This window comes from Paenibacillus sp. ov031, assembly GCF_900143165.1.
GTDB classification, from domain to species: domain Bacteria; phylum Bacillota; class Bacilli; order Paenibacillales; family Paenibacillaceae; genus Paenibacillus; species Paenibacillus marchantiae.
On record NZ_FRDO01000001.1, the window covers coordinates 1,384,806 to 1,399,099 of the forward strand.

General features: G+C 48.7%; 13 protein-coding genes. 10 read left to right on the top strand and 3 right to left on the bottom strand.

Annotation, left to right across the window (positions count from 1 at the left end):
• The first annotated feature begins 11 nt into the window (after positions 1-11).
• From BUA17_RS05965 to BUA17_RS05975, 3 genes are all read left to right on the top strand, one after another.
• Positions 12-1,184, top strand: a complete 1,173-nt coding sequence (locus tag BUA17_RS05965) for a Gfo/Idh/MocA family protein (RefSeq protein WP_063563916.1) — start codon at positions 12-14, stop codon at positions 1,182-1,184.
• 162 nt (positions 1,185-1,346) lie between these two features.
• Positions 1,347-2,075: a ThuA domain-containing protein gene (locus BUA17_RS05970; RefSeq protein WP_072732919.1), complete on the top strand. Its 729-nt coding sequence runs from the start codon at positions 1,347-1,349 to the stop codon at positions 2,073-2,075.
• 114 nt (positions 2,076-2,189) lie between these two features.
• Positions 2,190-3,296, top strand: a complete 1,107-nt coding sequence (locus tag BUA17_RS05975; RefSeq protein ID WP_072732920.1) for a Gfo/Idh/MocA family protein — start codon at positions 2,190-2,192, stop codon at positions 3,294-3,296.
• Between the two features lie 76 nt (positions 3,297-3,372).
• Here BUA17_RS05975 and BUA17_RS05980 read toward each other — a convergent pair whose 3' ends face one another.
• On the bottom strand, positions 3,373-4,191 hold the full coding sequence (locus BUA17_RS05980) for an SPL family radical SAM protein (RefSeq protein WP_072732921.1): 819 nt from the start codon (positions 4,189-4,191) through the stop codon (positions 3,373-3,375).
• Positions 4,188-4,784 (bottom strand): bifunctional transcriptional activator/DNA repair enzyme AdaA, encoded by a 597-nt coding sequence (locus BUA17_RS05985; RefSeq protein WP_348537061.1) that lies wholly within the window; start codon positions 4,782-4,784, stop codon positions 4,188-4,190. The genes BUA17_RS05980 and BUA17_RS05985 overlap by 4 nt, the downstream gene beginning before the upstream one ends.
• Positions 4,785-4,958: 174 nt before the next feature.
• Here BUA17_RS05985 and BUA17_RS05990 point away from each other — a divergent pair, with 174 nt between their 5' ends.
• From BUA17_RS05990 to BUA17_RS06000, 3 genes are all read left to right on the top strand, one after another.
• Entirely contained in the window at positions 4,959-5,966 is a 1,008-nt protein-coding gene (locus BUA17_RS05990; RefSeq protein WP_072732923.1) for a Gfo/Idh/MocA family protein, read from the top strand.
• Positions 5,953-6,669, top strand: a complete 717-nt coding sequence (locus tag BUA17_RS05995) for a class I SAM-dependent methyltransferase (protein WP_072732924.1) — start codon at positions 5,953-5,955, stop codon at positions 6,667-6,669. Before BUA17_RS05990 ends, BUA17_RS05995 begins: the two co-directional genes overlap by 14 nt.
• Positions 6,670-6,764: 95 nt before the next feature.
• On the top strand, positions 6,765-7,658 hold the full coding sequence (locus BUA17_RS06000; protein WP_072732925.1) for an NAD-dependent epimerase/dehydratase family protein: 894 nt from the start codon (positions 6,765-6,767) through the stop codon (positions 7,656-7,658).
• A 139-nt stretch (positions 7,659-7,797) separates the two neighbouring features.
• On the opposite strand, the gene BUA17_RS06005 is transcribed toward BUA17_RS06000, so the two are convergent.
• Entirely contained in the window at positions 7,798-8,808 is a 1,011-nt protein-coding gene (locus tag BUA17_RS06005; RefSeq protein WP_072732926.1) for a LacI family DNA-binding transcriptional regulator, read from the bottom strand.
• A gap of 409 nt (positions 8,809-9,217) precedes the next feature.
• On the opposite strand from BUA17_RS06005, the gene BUA17_RS06010 reads away from it, so the two are divergent.
• The 4 genes from BUA17_RS06010 (at position 9,218) to BUA17_RS06025 (ending at position 14,284) form a co-directional block, all read left to right on the top strand.
• Positions 9,218-11,008: an L-fucose isomerase gene (locus BUA17_RS06010; protein WP_072732927.1), complete on the top strand. Its 1,791-nt coding sequence runs from the start codon at positions 9,218-9,220 to the stop codon at positions 11,006-11,008.
• 41 nt (positions 11,009-11,049) lie between these two features.
• Positions 11,050-12,552, top strand: a complete 1,503-nt coding sequence (locus tag BUA17_RS06015; protein WP_072732928.1) for a rhamnulokinase — start codon at positions 11,050-11,052, stop codon at positions 12,550-12,552.
• A gap of 53 nt (positions 12,553-12,605) precedes the next feature.
• The gene (locus BUA17_RS06020) at positions 12,606-13,268 is read left to right on the top strand and encodes a class II aldolase/adducin family protein (RefSeq protein ID WP_063563905.1); all 663 of its coding nucleotides are present in this window, start codon (positions 12,606-12,608) and stop codon (positions 13,266-13,268) included.
• Between the two features lie 263 nt (positions 13,269-13,531).
• Positions 13,532-14,284 (top strand): FadR/GntR family transcriptional regulator, encoded by a 753-nt coding sequence (locus tag BUA17_RS06025; protein WP_090950051.1) that lies wholly within the window; start codon positions 13,532-13,534, stop codon positions 14,282-14,284.
• Positions 14,285-14,294 lie beyond the last annotated feature (10 nt).

Consider the following 14,294-nt stretch of genomic DNA (forward strand, 5'->3'; position numbering starts at 1 on the left):
AGGAAGTGACCATGTCAAAGCGTCTTCGTGTCGGAATGGTTGGATACAAATTTATGGGGAAAGCCCACAGCAACGCTTATCGCAGTCTGCCGATGTTTTTCCCGTCTGCCCCGCTGCAGCCGGAGATGTCTGTAATCTGTGGACGGAACGAGCAGGGAGTTCAGGAGGCTGCCAGTCAGTTCGGCTGGTCTGAAAGTATAACGGACTGGCGCGAGCTGGTGCGGCGTGATGATATCGATCTGATCGATATTAACGCTCCAAGTGATGCCCATAAGGAAATCGCACTGGAAGCCGCTCGTCAGGGTAAACATCTGTTCTGTGAAAAGCCGCTGGCTTTGTCGCTAGCTGATTCGCGTGAAATGCTCCAGGCTGCTGAAGAAGCAGGAGTTGCGCACATGGTCGGATTCAACTACCGTTTCTCTCCAGCGGTGCAGCTGGCTAAAGAGTTGGTGCAAAGCGGACGCCTAGGCAAAATCTATCATTTCCGTGCGTTTTTCCTTCAGGATTGGATCATGGACCCTTCGTTCCCGCTGGTATGGCGTCTGCAAAAGGAAGTAGCCGGTTCCGGCTCACATGGCGATCTCGGCGCACACCTAATTGATCTTGCACGTTTCCTGGTGGGTGAATTCAAGGAAGTAATCGGGATGAGCGAAACGTTCATTAAAGAGCGGCCGCTGGCTTCGGAAATGACCGGACTTAGTGCCAAAGGCAGTTCGAACGCAGATGCTCCGAAGGGCGAAGTAACGGTAGATGATGCCACGTTGTTCCTGGCACGCTTTGCAGATGGTGCGCTCGGAAGCTTCGAGGCTACACGCTTTGCAGCAGGTCATCGCAGTACCAACTCCTTTGAGATCAACGGCAGTCTGGGCAGCGTTCGGTTTGATTTTGAACGGATGAATGAACTGGAAGTGTATTTTACGAAGGACGATGAAGATGTGCAGGGCTTCCGCCGTGTTCTGGCGACTGATCCGGCACACAAATATGCTGAGGCGTGGTGGCCTGCGGGACATACGATTGGATTCGAGCACACGTTCACACATGAAATGCTGGAACTGGTGACCGCGATCTCCGAAGGACGGCAGCCTGAACCAAGTTTCCACGATGGGGTTGCCTGTCAAGCGGTATTAGAAGCTGTTGAACGTTCCGTTACAGAGCGTCGCTGGGTGTCGCTAGAAGAAATGTAAGCATTAAACCACTGAATTGTGAAGTGGACATCATGTTGGCACTCATTTGAAATAAATAAGCTAGATTTAAGCTAGGATGTTGGCCTCGGAGAGGTCTTGAGTTTGCATAAGGTCCGATAGAGAATGACAATAACTTAACTTCCGGAAAGCGAGTGATGGGTGATGAGCAAAGCACTAATCGTATGGGGCGGCTGGGATGGACATGAACCAGAGCAGGTAGCAGCGATTTTTGAACGCATTTTGAAGGAAGAACAATTCGAGGTTGAAGTCTCTGATACACTGGAAGCTTATGCGGATGCAGAGAAACTGCTGGGTCTGGATCTGATCGTTCCGCTGTGGACAATGGGACAGATTGAACAGGAACTGGTCAATAACGTATCTGCGGCTGTTCAGAGCGGCGTGGGTCTTGCGGGTCTTCACGGCGGGATGTGTGATGCGTTCCGTAACAACGTCGACTGGCAGTTCATGACGGGTGGGCAGTGGGTTGCGCATCCAGGGAACGACGGCGTAGAGTACACGGTAAACTTGAAACGTGGTTCCAGTCCGCTATTGGATCATATTGAAGATTTCCAGGTGAAAAGTGAACAGTATTACCTGCACGTGGACCCTGCTGTGGAAGTGCTGGCAACGACACGCTTCCCAATTGTTAACGGTCCGCATGCAGCGAATGGCCCAGTAGATATGCCAGTCGTTTGGACCAAACGCTGGGGTGCAGGCCGCGTGTTCTACAACTCGCTCGGACACCATGCAGATATCGTGGAGATGAAACAAGTTACTGAGATGATGCGTAGTGGTTTCAAATGGACTGCCGCAGGCAAAGCACTTGCGCAAAGCCGCAAGGACGCAGTGGCTGAAGTTTACACAGGTATGGCTGATAACCAAAATCACTAATTTAATTTAAACCTAATTCATATCCGTTGAGATAAATATATTGACCCACATAATAGCGGTCTTAAGTTGTTTTGGAAGCGCTATATCAATTGGGAACACGAAGGGAGTCCACGCATGAAAACAATGAAAGTAGGCATTATTGGCTGCGGTAAAATCAGTGGTATTTATATGGAGAACTGTCACCGATTTGAGGTGCTTGATCTTGTAGCGGTTGCAGATCTAGATCGGAACAGGGCAGAGGAGCAGGCGGCTGCTTATCATGTTCCTAACGTATACACGGTAGATGAAATTTTGGCAGACCCTGAGATCGACTTGATTATCAATCTGACAATCCCTGCCGTTCATGCGGATGTATGCTTGAGAGCGCTCGAAGCAGGCAAACATGTCTACGTGGAAAAACCACTCGCAGTCACACGTGAAGAGGGTCAGGCGGTCCTGGAAACGGCTAAGCGCAAAGGGCTGCTGGTAGGCTGTGCGCCAGAGACGTTCTTTGGTTCAGGCATTCAGACGGCACTCAAAGTGGTAGAGGATGGTGTCATTGGCAAACCTGTGGCCGCTACCGCATTCATGATGAGCCGTGGGCATGAGCATTGGCATCCAGATCCGGAGTTCTACTATGCAGCCGGTGGCGGGCCGATGTTTGATATGGGGCCCTATTACCTGACTGCGCTCGTACAATTGCTGGGACCAATCAAGTCCATTGCTGGCATGACGGGCAAAGCGATGGAACAGCGGACGATCACGAGTGAGAAAAAGCGGGGTCAGAGCATCCCTGTTGAAATTCCGACGCATGTAGCCGGATTGTTGCAATTTGAGCAGGGAGCTATCGGCACGCTGATTACGAGTTTTGACGTATTTGGCGGAAGTGTGTTGCCACCGATTGAAGTATACGGCACGCATGGAACACTACAGGTTCCTGATCCAAACACATTCGGTGGTCCAGTTCGTTATCGCTTGCTAGGTGATGAGGAATGGACTGAGGTACCGCTTCTGCCAGGATATCAGGAAAATACACGTGGCATCGGTGTTGCAGATATGGCTTATGCCGTGGGCAGCGGACGTGCTCATAGAGCAAGTGGAGAGCTGGCCTACCATGTGCTTGAAGCGATGTGGGCGTTCCATGATTCTTCGGATGAGCAGACTTTTTATAAAATGGATAGCACATGTCAGCGCCCAGCTGCACTGCCGGCAGATCTTCCATTATACACACTTGATCAATAATCGATTAAGTTAGAAGTATAGCCCTGACTCCCGATACGTGGGAAGCAGGGCTATTTTCAATTTATATCAAGCATGATTAGGGTTCGAATCCTGCCTGGCTAATCCATATTTCATGTTCCTCAAAATGCGCCTTCATTCGCTCGACTACCATTTTGTATGCCTCAGGACTGAACCAATCTTCCTTGCCCACTTGTTCGTAAAGTGGCTTCATGCCAAGTCTCCGGGTTCGCTTGCCCTCACTGCCATCTCCCATAAAGTAATCATCAATGCATATACGATCAACAAGCGGCCTCAGAATGGCTGCAAAGCTTTCGCTGCTGGGCAATACTGGCGCAATAGCAGCTTGTGTGGGGATACCGGCATCTTGCAGTTGTTCCAGGGCACGCAATCTGCCCGCGATTGGCGGAGCTGAAGGACTGAACTGCTTGCGGATATCATCCAGATCCGTTTCCACGGTCATGCTAACCCGGACCCGGTCACCCAACTTTTTCAGCAGATCGATATCTCGGGTCACCAATGGGCTTCGGGTTTGAACCAATATAAAATCGGGTTGATGCTCAGCCATCACTTCTAGCAAAGACCGCGTGATTTGCTCCTTATATTCAACGGGCTGATACGGGTCTGTACTGGATGACATAAAAATAGTGACTTTACCTTTCGATTTCGCACGCTTCAGCTCCTTGGCAAACACATTGGCGGCTTCCTGTTTCACATCAACCCAGCTCCCCCATGGCTCTTTGCGAAATAAAGATATGGGCATTTGCCTGACATAACAGTAGGAACAGCCAAAAGCGCAGCCTGTGTAGGGATTCAGCGTATGCGTATAACCATTAAGGAAGCCGGTTCCTTTGTTCAGCAACGTTTTGGGTACTTTGTATACTAAGCTGGTCTTCATAATTGATCACGCCTTTGTTCACGATAATTGGCAGGTGTGCATCCTGTATGTTTTCGAAATACTGTAATAAAATACGCCGGATTGGCTATGCCAACCTGTCGACCGATATCTGTGACGGTAAGCCGGGTGCTTTCAAGCAATTTCCGGGCTTCGGTGACTCGTTTTTCCTGAATATACTCCACCGGAGTTAGGCCGGTAATCCGTTTGAACACCCGATGCAGATGATATGGACTTCCGTGACTCACATTTGCAAGAATATCTAGTGTGAGGGGCTCGGCATAATGATGTTCAATATAGTCTGTTACAACGGAAATCCATTCCTGATCGGGGACTCGCTCGCCCGTTGGTTTGCACCGTTTGCATGGACGGAAATGTCGCGCCAAAGCTTCTTCGGGATTGTTAAATATAGAGACATTCTCATATTTGGGTGCTTTCGACTTGCAGGAAGGTCGGCAAAAGATGCCTGTTGTTTTGACACCATAATAGAATTCCCCATCAAAGTTGCTATCGTTGTGGATAATGGCATTCCATTGTTTTTCATCTATAGGAACTGAATCTGATTGATAGGAATTGTGACTTTCCAAAAGAATCACCTCAAGTCTCATTATACCCCTGATTTATGGGAATCGACGAAGTTTCAAACAAAAAAGCAAGATATCAATATGTTGGAAATGGACATCCCTTCAATCTGGTTGAAATATAGGCTACAATGTACAGGATGGCAAGCTGTTTAATTGTGAAATTTATTTACGAAAGAGGTAGATTGAATGGTTCGTTTTGGAGTGGTAGGTACCAACTGGATTACAGAGAGACTTCTTGAGGCCGCTGCACAAGTCGAAGGATTCGAATTGACCGCCGTGTACTCAAGAACTGAAGATAAAGCTAATGCATTTGCAGATCAATATCACGCTGCACTTCGATTTACTAGCCTCGAAGAGATGGCTGCGAGTGATGGGCTCGATGCCGTGTACATTGCTACACCGAATACCTTTCATGCGGAGCAGGCAGAGTTGTTTCTGAGAAACGGCAAACATGTACTGTGCGAGAAGCCTTTGGCCGCCAATGGAGCAGAGGTCCGTCGTATGATTGATACAGCGCAAGAACATGGAGTTCTGCTCATGGAGGCCATGAAATCGACCCTTGTTCCCTCGTTCAAAATGGTACAATCTCACCTACATAAAATTGGGCCGGTACGTAAATATGTGGCGAGCTATTGCCAGTACTCTTCCCGGTACGACAAGTATAAGGAAGGAATCGTCCTGAATGCGTTCAAACCCGATCTTGCTAATGGAGCGTTAATGGATCTTGGTGTGTATTGTCTCTATCCATTGATTACGTTGTTTGGTGAGCCTAAACAAGTTCAGTCCCAGGCATTGATGCTGGAATCAGGGGTAGATGGACAAGGCAGTGTTATTCTGAATTATGATGAGATGGAAGCGGTAGTGACGTACTCCAAAATCTCCAATTCTCACGTTCCAAGTGAAATTATGGGCGAACGCGGCAGCATCCTCATTGACAAAATTGGTTCACCCGAACATGCGGAGATACGCTACAATGATGGTACGGTGGAAAAACTCACTGCCGAGCAAATTTACCCGTCGATGTATTATGAGGTGGAGGAGTTTGTCAATCTGATTCAGCAGGGCAAAAAGGAATCGGATATGAACACGTATGAACGTTCCTATGTTACCATGCAGGTGATGGATCAGATCCGGCAGCAGATTGGTCTTGTTTTTCCTAATGATAGTGAGCTGAGACGAGATGAGCAGAGATGAGCAGAAGAGCAGAGTAGCCGGCCTGGAGCTGGCACAGATTATTTTTATCGGGCGAACCTTCGAGGAATATATGAAGATGTTCAACCTGACCGTAGAAGAGATTAAAGGTAAGTCCATTCTCGATTGTCCGGGTGGGGCTTGTTCATTCAGTAGCCATGCGCGAGAGTGGGGTGCAGATCCCATGGCAGCGGATATCGCCTATGAACATGAGATCAGCCAACTGGAAGTGAAGGGACTTCAGGATATTGAACATACGATGAAACAAATGGAACAAGTACAAGACAAATATAGATGGGATGATTTCGGTTCTATTCAAGGCTTGAAAGAAGAACGTAGACGTGCAATCACATACTGTGTAGCGGATATGAAACGTTTCCCTGACCGTTATGTGGCTTCTGTACTGCCGGAGTTACCTTTTGCCGATGAACAATTCGACCTAACATTGTCAGCACATTTCCTGTTTACGTATGCAGATCGCCTGAATGCCGAATTCCATCTACAGACGATCCTTGAGCTGTTGCGAGTAACCAAGCGGGAGCTGCGTATCTTCCCTACAGTAGACTTGTCTGGCAAACGTTATGAGCACATGGATGAACTAAAGGCTATACTGGAAGAACGCGGATATATTACTTCTGAAGAGAAAACATCATACGAATTCCAGCGGGGAGCACATACGATGCTCCATATTTTGAAATCCCGGTAAACATACCTGAATTGCAACAGCACAGACAGCACTTCATTCATATGGAGGTTTTAATAAGATACGCATGACCAGAACAGGTTAGGAGGTTTTATCGGATGAAAAAAGTACTTATACTTGGTGGGACACGGTTCTTCGGCAAACGTCTGGTTGATCATTTGCTGCGGGAAGGAAAGTCTCAGATCACAGTCGCAACTCGCGGCAAAACGGATGTAGACTTTGGGCCTGAGGTCAACCGGATTAAAATGGATCGTGAAGACCCGAAATCTCTTGCCGAGGTTGCCCAGACCGACATGTGGGATATTGTCTATGACAACATCTGCTACTCGCCAGATGCCGCGAAGTCGGCTTGTGAAGCTTTTGCGGGACGTACCCAAAGATACATTTTGACATCAACGCTCTCGGTATATGGAGAGCCCAAACCTGGATTTACCGAAGCCGATTTCGATCCATACACCTACCCGGTGCAATACGGAAGCCACGAAGATTTCTCCTACGGCGAGGGTAAACGTCTAGCGGAAGCTGTGTTTTTCCAGGAAGCGGATTTCCCGGTGGCAGCGATGCGCATACCAATTGTACTCGGGATTGATGATTACACGCGAAGACTTCATTTTCATATTGAACATGTGCAAAAAGGAAAACCTATCGGCATGCCCAATCCGAACGCCGAGATTGGATTTATCAATTCCACCGAAGCCGCGAGATTTCTCGCTTGGCTTGGACATTCATCCATTACTGGACCTGTGAATGCAGCGTCCAAAGGGACGATAACACTTTCCGCCATGATGCATCTGATCGAAACGGTAACAGGCATGCAATCACAGGTATTGACCGAAACGATCAAAGAAGACATGTCACCCTTTGGAATTTCGGAATCCTGGACAATGGATACATCCAAAGCAGAGCAGGCGGGATATACATTCGAAGCATTAATGGATTGGTTCCCGGGTCTAGTTCGAGAAGTCGCTCTGGCACTTCAATCTGAAGGCTAGAATCCATATATATAAGAGGTACATTTCATAAAAAAACAGGACGCAATTCAGAGATATATTCTCCGATGCGTCCTGTTTGTATTTGCTTCAACAAAACAGTTTCTCTCAAGTCAGGGTTGGTCTACGACTGATTTTCCTTTTATTCGCAAGGTACAGAGGCCGAAGCGCGAATACGCAGCTCCGATGGCATAATGACGGTCTGTGGTTCCTCAGGAGCCTTGCCTTCAATTCGGTCAATCAGCATTTGCATGCCGATGGCACCAAAATCATAGGCAGGCTGTGCAGCAACCGTGAGAAAGGGATCAAAGGCAGAAGCCAAATCCAGGTCATCAAAACAGACGACCGAGATGTCTTCAGGCACACGCAGCCCCCGTTTACGTAAAAGTCGAATGACGCCAATGGCGAGCATGTTGTTTGCTGCAAATATGGCTGTAGGTTTGTGCTGATGTGCAAGCAAACTGTCGATACCCACTTCATCGCTGAAATCCCGGTAGCCTGTTCGAAGGATTAATCCTTCATCAAAGGGCAGCTGGGCTTCCCGGAGTCCCTCCATGTATCCTTCTTCTCGCAGCCGCGCAGTCGAAACTTCGGAAGAACCATTAACCAGAGCAATGCAGCGATGTCCGAGATTCGTCAGATAACGAATCAATTGAAGCGCACCATCTCGGCTGTCCCCAGCGATAACATCAGATGTAATTCCCGGGACAGTACGGTCCAAAATAACAAACGGAATGCTACGTTCCTGCAGCTGCTTCAAGTGATTCAGCGAGCGGTCCCCTGCAGGTGCAAATAGCACACCATCGACGCGAGTCGACAGAATGGTTTCCACATAATTTTTCTCCTTGTCGTAATCCTCGTCGCTATTACTGAACAAGAGCCGATAACCACGCAGATTTGCAGCGTCCTCAGCCCCCCGGGCCAGCGTTGTATAGAAGGGGTTCGTAATATCCGTAATCAGCAGTGACAGCATATGAGTCCGTTGCAGCACAAGACTGCGCGCATTCGAGTTGGGTATGTAACCAAGTTCTTCGATGACCTGTTGTACACGCTCGCGTGTCGCCGGGCTAATACGACCTGTTTGATTAATGACTTTGGAGACGGTCATGGCGGAGACGTTGGCTTTTTTGGCAATATCATAAATGGTAATCAATAGGATCTAACCTTTCCGCAACATAGTCTTTCCATTCTATAGGATAATGCCGATTGACAGCAACATAGGCTCATGCTATCTTAGGGTTACCGATAACCCTAATCATAAAAAAAGTTGATTTATTTCAGTCTCACCGCTCTTCATTTTGCTCACATCGCTTCCTTCACACTCCATAATAGGACAGCATAACGGAGTCAATAATATAGAGCGGTTTATTAAACTAATTATTTGTAAACGCATTCATAATGAGAAAAAGAACTGACCGTTGGCATGCAATGCTAGTGTGTTACCTCGGGTATCGGTGAAGAGAAGGAACAGAATCCCTAATTTGCCCCAACAAAATACACACGGACAAGTCACAAGTAATTCGTACCTATTCTATGAAACCATTGAAGGAGGACGTTTTAGTATGACACATCAGGATTATCGTTATAAACAGGCATTTCCCAAGATTGGTATTCGTCCCACGATTGACGGAAGACGCAAGGGTGTTCGTGAATCATTGGAAGAGCAGACGATGCGCATGGCGACGTCCGTTGCCGAGCTGCTCGCAACAGAACTTCGGTATCCCGATGGTTCGCCGGTAGAATGCGTCGTTGCCGAGTCCTGTATTGGCGGTGTGAACGAGGCAGCGGCAGCAGCGGAACTATTCAGTCGCTCCAACGTGGGCGTGACCATTACCGTTACACCATGCTGGTGTTATGGAACAGAAACGATGGATATGTCTCCTTCTATTCCTACAGCTATCTGGGGCTTTAATGGAACCGAACGTCCGGGTGCAGTATATCTGGCAGCAGTGCTCTCTGCCCATGCACAGAAGGGGATTCCGGCTTTTGGTATCTATGGCGAGGATGTGCAGGATGGAGGAGATACGACGATTCCTGATGACGTTCGTGAGAAATTGCTACGCTTCAGCCGTGCGGGTCTTGCCGCTGCAACCTTGAAGGGTCGTGCTTATCTGTCTATCGGCTCGGTATCCATGGGTATTGCCGGCTCCATCGTGAACGATTCTTTTTTCCAGGAGTATCTGGGCATGCGGAACGAATATGTGGATATGAGTGAACTGACTCGTCGTATAGAAGAAGAAATCTACGATCCTGAGGAGTATAAGCTGGCGCTAGCATGGGTGAAGGAGAACTGTAGTGAAGGACCGGACAACAATCCTGCCCATCTGCAGACAGACCGCAAACGCAAAGAGTATGAATGGGAAACGGTTGTGAAAATGACGCAGATCGTACGTGACCTGATGGCTGGCAATCCGAAGCTTGCGGAGCTGGGATTCACTGAAGAATCTATGGGCCACCACGCGATTGTCTCCGGATTTCAGGGACAACGACAGTGGACGGATCATTCACCCAACGGAGATTTTCTGGAATCCATCCTGAATTCTTCCTTTGACTGGAATGGCAAACGCTCGCCTTATCTGGTGGCAACAGAGAACGACAGCCTGAATGGTGTGTCGATGTTATTTGGTTCCCTGCTTACACATACCGCGCAGATCTTCGCAGATGTACGCACCTATTGGAGCCCGGATTCGGTAAAACGCGTGACAGGGCACCAGCTGGAAGGAAACGCAAAGGACGGTATTTTGCATCTGATCAACTCCGGTTCTGCGGCATTGGATGGTACAGGGCAACAATCAAGAGCGGGTGAGCCTGTGCTCAAGCCTTTCTGGGAAACTACAGACGAAGAGGTTCAGGACTGCCTGAAAGCCACCTCATGGCGGCCGGCATCCGTGGAATATTTCCGGGGCGGCGGCTATTCGGCTGATTTCCTGACCAAGGGCGGCATGCCTGTTACGATGACGCGTCTCAATTTGGTTAAAGGACTAGGGCCAGTACTGCAAGTGGCTCAAGGTTACACCGTCGACCTGCCTGAGGATGTGCACGATACGCTGGATCAGCGGACAGATCCGACTTGGCCTTCCACCTGGTTTGCACCTGTTCTGACGGGCTCAGGGGCTTTTACTTCGGTCTATGAAGTAATGAATCAATGGGGCGCGAACCATGGCTCCATCTCTTATGGACATATCGGAGGGGATTTGCTAACACTGGCCTCCATGCTTCGTATCCCAGTGAGTATGCATAATGTACCGAAATCCGAGATTTTCCGTCCACGTGCCTGGGGACTGTTCGGCACAAGTGAACCGGAAAGTGCCGATTACCGGGCATGCAGCGTCTTTGGACCGTTGTATCGTTAACATCCAAACGGCTTGTCGCGGAAGCGAAGGAGGCATGAGAGATGGGAACTCAGGCAACACATGTGCTTGCTGCCGATTACGGCGCCGGAAGCGGCCGGGTGGTCCGTGGGTCCTTTGACGGGAGTAAGCTCTCGTTAGAGGAAGTGCATCGATTCAGTAACGATCCTGTGCACCTGGGAGATGGATTGTACTGGGATTTCCTGCGACTTTTCCACGAACTGAAACAAGGGATTGTAAAGGGCATACAAGGCATCTCCCAACCGGTCCGTTCCATCGCTGTGGATACGTGGGGAGTCGACTATGGATTAGTGGACGGGGAGGGAAGATTATGCTTCACCCCCCGCCATTACCGGGAATCGCGTAATGCAAAGTGGATGGAAGAAGCCCTGCGCATGGTGAATGAAGAAGAGCTTTATTCCATGTCCGGTGTCCTGCCACAACAGATAAATACCGTATTTCAACTGCTTGGAAGTGTGCGCGAGCACTCGGAAGGTCTGCGGCCAGATGTGCGCATGTTATTGATGCCGGATTTATTTAACTATTATCTATCTGGTCAGCAGGCCTGCGAGTACACAATTGCCAGTACAAGCGGACTATTGCATGCCGGAGATGCTCGATGGAATGAACAATTGATTGGCCGACTGGGTATCCCTGAGACGTTATTCCCACCTCTCGTACAGCCAGGCACGGTGCTGGGGCAATTAACGGATGACTTGTGTGCAGAGTTGAAGATTGAACCGATGCAAGTGATATCTGTAGGTTCACATGATACAGCATCTGCATTAGCAGCCATTCCTGCGACAGATTCGGAATTTGCCTTTATTAGCTGTGGCACCTGGTCTCTCATGGGCGTGGAACGTGACATTCCTGTATTGGATAATCGTAGTCGTCAACTAGGGTTCACCAATGAGGGCACGGTAAATGGCAAAGTGCGAACCTTGAAGAATCGCTCAGGCCTGTGGTTATTGCAGGAGTGCAAACGGCAGTGGGAACGGGAGAATCAACGTTTTACCCATGAGGAACTGGTCCAGCTCGCTGCTTCGGCAACCGCTCACCAATGTTATGTATCGCCCGGAGACGGGGTGTATTTGGCACCAGGCGATATGCCAGAGCGAATCCGGCAACAGTGCAGTGTTAGCGAGCAAGCAATACCTGAAACGACCGGAGCCATTGTACGTTGTATTCTCGAAAGTTTGGCACTGGAGTTCAGACAGACTCTGGATGAACTGGAGCTAATTACAGGCACTCGGCCACGGGTGATTCATATGGTCGGTGGCGGTGTGCATAATCGCTTATTGTGTCAATTTACGGCGAATGCAGCAGGGATTCCGGTGATAGCGGGTCCTGCCGAGGCAACTTCAGCCGGAAATTGCATGCTGCAATTTCTGGCACATGGCGAAGTGAGCAGCTTGTCCGAGGTGCGAGAAGTTATGGCTTCTTGCTTTTCTCCCGAAACCTATGAGCCAGAAGACACCGCAAGATGGCAGGAAGCCTACGTAAGATACCAAAACCTGAATCAAACATTGGCGAGCAAATCCAATTAGATGAGCATTTTGTAAAATGCTTAAAAAGAAAAGTCAAAGGAGTGGAGCAGAACATGTCTGAACAACAGGTAAGGGAAGAATTGACCAAATATGCCCGCAGAGCGGTTGCTCAGGGACTGGTGGTTGGACCTGGGGGGAATCTGAGCGCCCGTTTCGAAGGAACGATGCTTCTTTCGCCGAGTGGTTACGCACTAGAGGATCTGGAACCTGACGAATGGATCGCGATTGATATTGCGACAGGAGAGACACGTGCCGGATCAACACGCCCTTCCTCCGAGGTGTTGATGCATCTGTATAGCTATCGGGTCAACCCTGACATTCAAGCCATTGTGCATACACATCCGGCATACACCATCGCCCTGAGTCTCGTTTTCGATGAATTGCCTCATTTGTTCCCTGATCAGTCGGCACTGGTAGGCGATATTGGCTTTGTCCCTTATGTTCTGCCCACAACCAAACTTCTTGCTGATGCGGTGGCTGCCAAGGTTGAAGAGCACACAGCGCTTATTCTGGTTAACCACGGATTGGTCACGACAGGTAAAAACCTGCGCGAAGCCTACTACCGCACCCAGGTGGTGGAGGAAAGCGCCAAGGTGTACATGATCGCCAAGGCAGCAGGGGAGCCTAAAGTGCTTACTGCGGAAGAATACAAGGAGATCCAATCTCTTGAAAGTGAAGCCTACCGCGTACAGCTGCTGCAACAACTCAAGTCGTAAATGAATATTTATAATTAAACGAAATTTAAAGGTTATCTCAACAAAGAGCAGATTACGTCCTCCAGAAAAAAAATCTGGAATACAGGATGTGAATTGCTCTTTTTTTATTTTGGATCAAACGGGGAGTACATGGTGAGAAAAATAATACATAGTAATTGGGTAAGAATTATTGAAATTATTGTCGATTGAAGGTATACTGTCGTTAATCATCAGTGAGTAACAACAAAAAAACTACAATTATTTATATATGAGGAGTGAATTTAGTGGGTCCTGAGCTAAACGAATTGGAGTTGGAATACGAACTGCTGAAGCAGCTTCGGGACGCGAGCGCTCCCATCGGGGCCAGCACGTTGGTTCATACCCTGGGCAAAACGTACGGTCTAAGTCAGGCTACAATCGGAAGAAGACTTATGGAGATGGACGTTGAAGGTTTCACGATACTGGAGGGCCGGAGGGGAAGGGTTCTGACCGAACAGGGGCTGGAACGAATCAAGATTCTGGAGAAGGATTTACAGCAAAAAAGTGTAAATTCCCAGCTCATTCAGATGCTGAACCATTCCGGTGAAAAGGCTCTGCTCGATGTCCTTGTAGCCAGAAGGGCTCTGGAACGGGAAATTGCTTCCCTGGCAGCACAACGAGCCTCCAAAGAATACATAGTGCTACTGGAAGCCTCTATTGCTACCCAGCATCAATTGCTTTCCCAGAATATTATTCCTTACGAGGAAGACCGGGAATTTCACAGGCTACTGGCTTATGCGGCTCAAAACCAGATTCTGCTGCATGCGGTTGAACTCGTCTGGGAGACAAGCCGTGATTTCCTGGAAACAGCTTATATTAGGCAAAGAGTAGGTAGCGAACTGGTCGTGGACCACCAGCGGATTCTGGAGGCAGTAGCAGCAGGCTCCCCGGAACAGGCTGAAGCGGCAATGGTGAATCATATTAACCAGATGATTGAGGATGTCAAACGATATTTTGCCATGCAGAACCTTAATATAACTTCGGATGAGACCCGGTGATAAAGGAGTT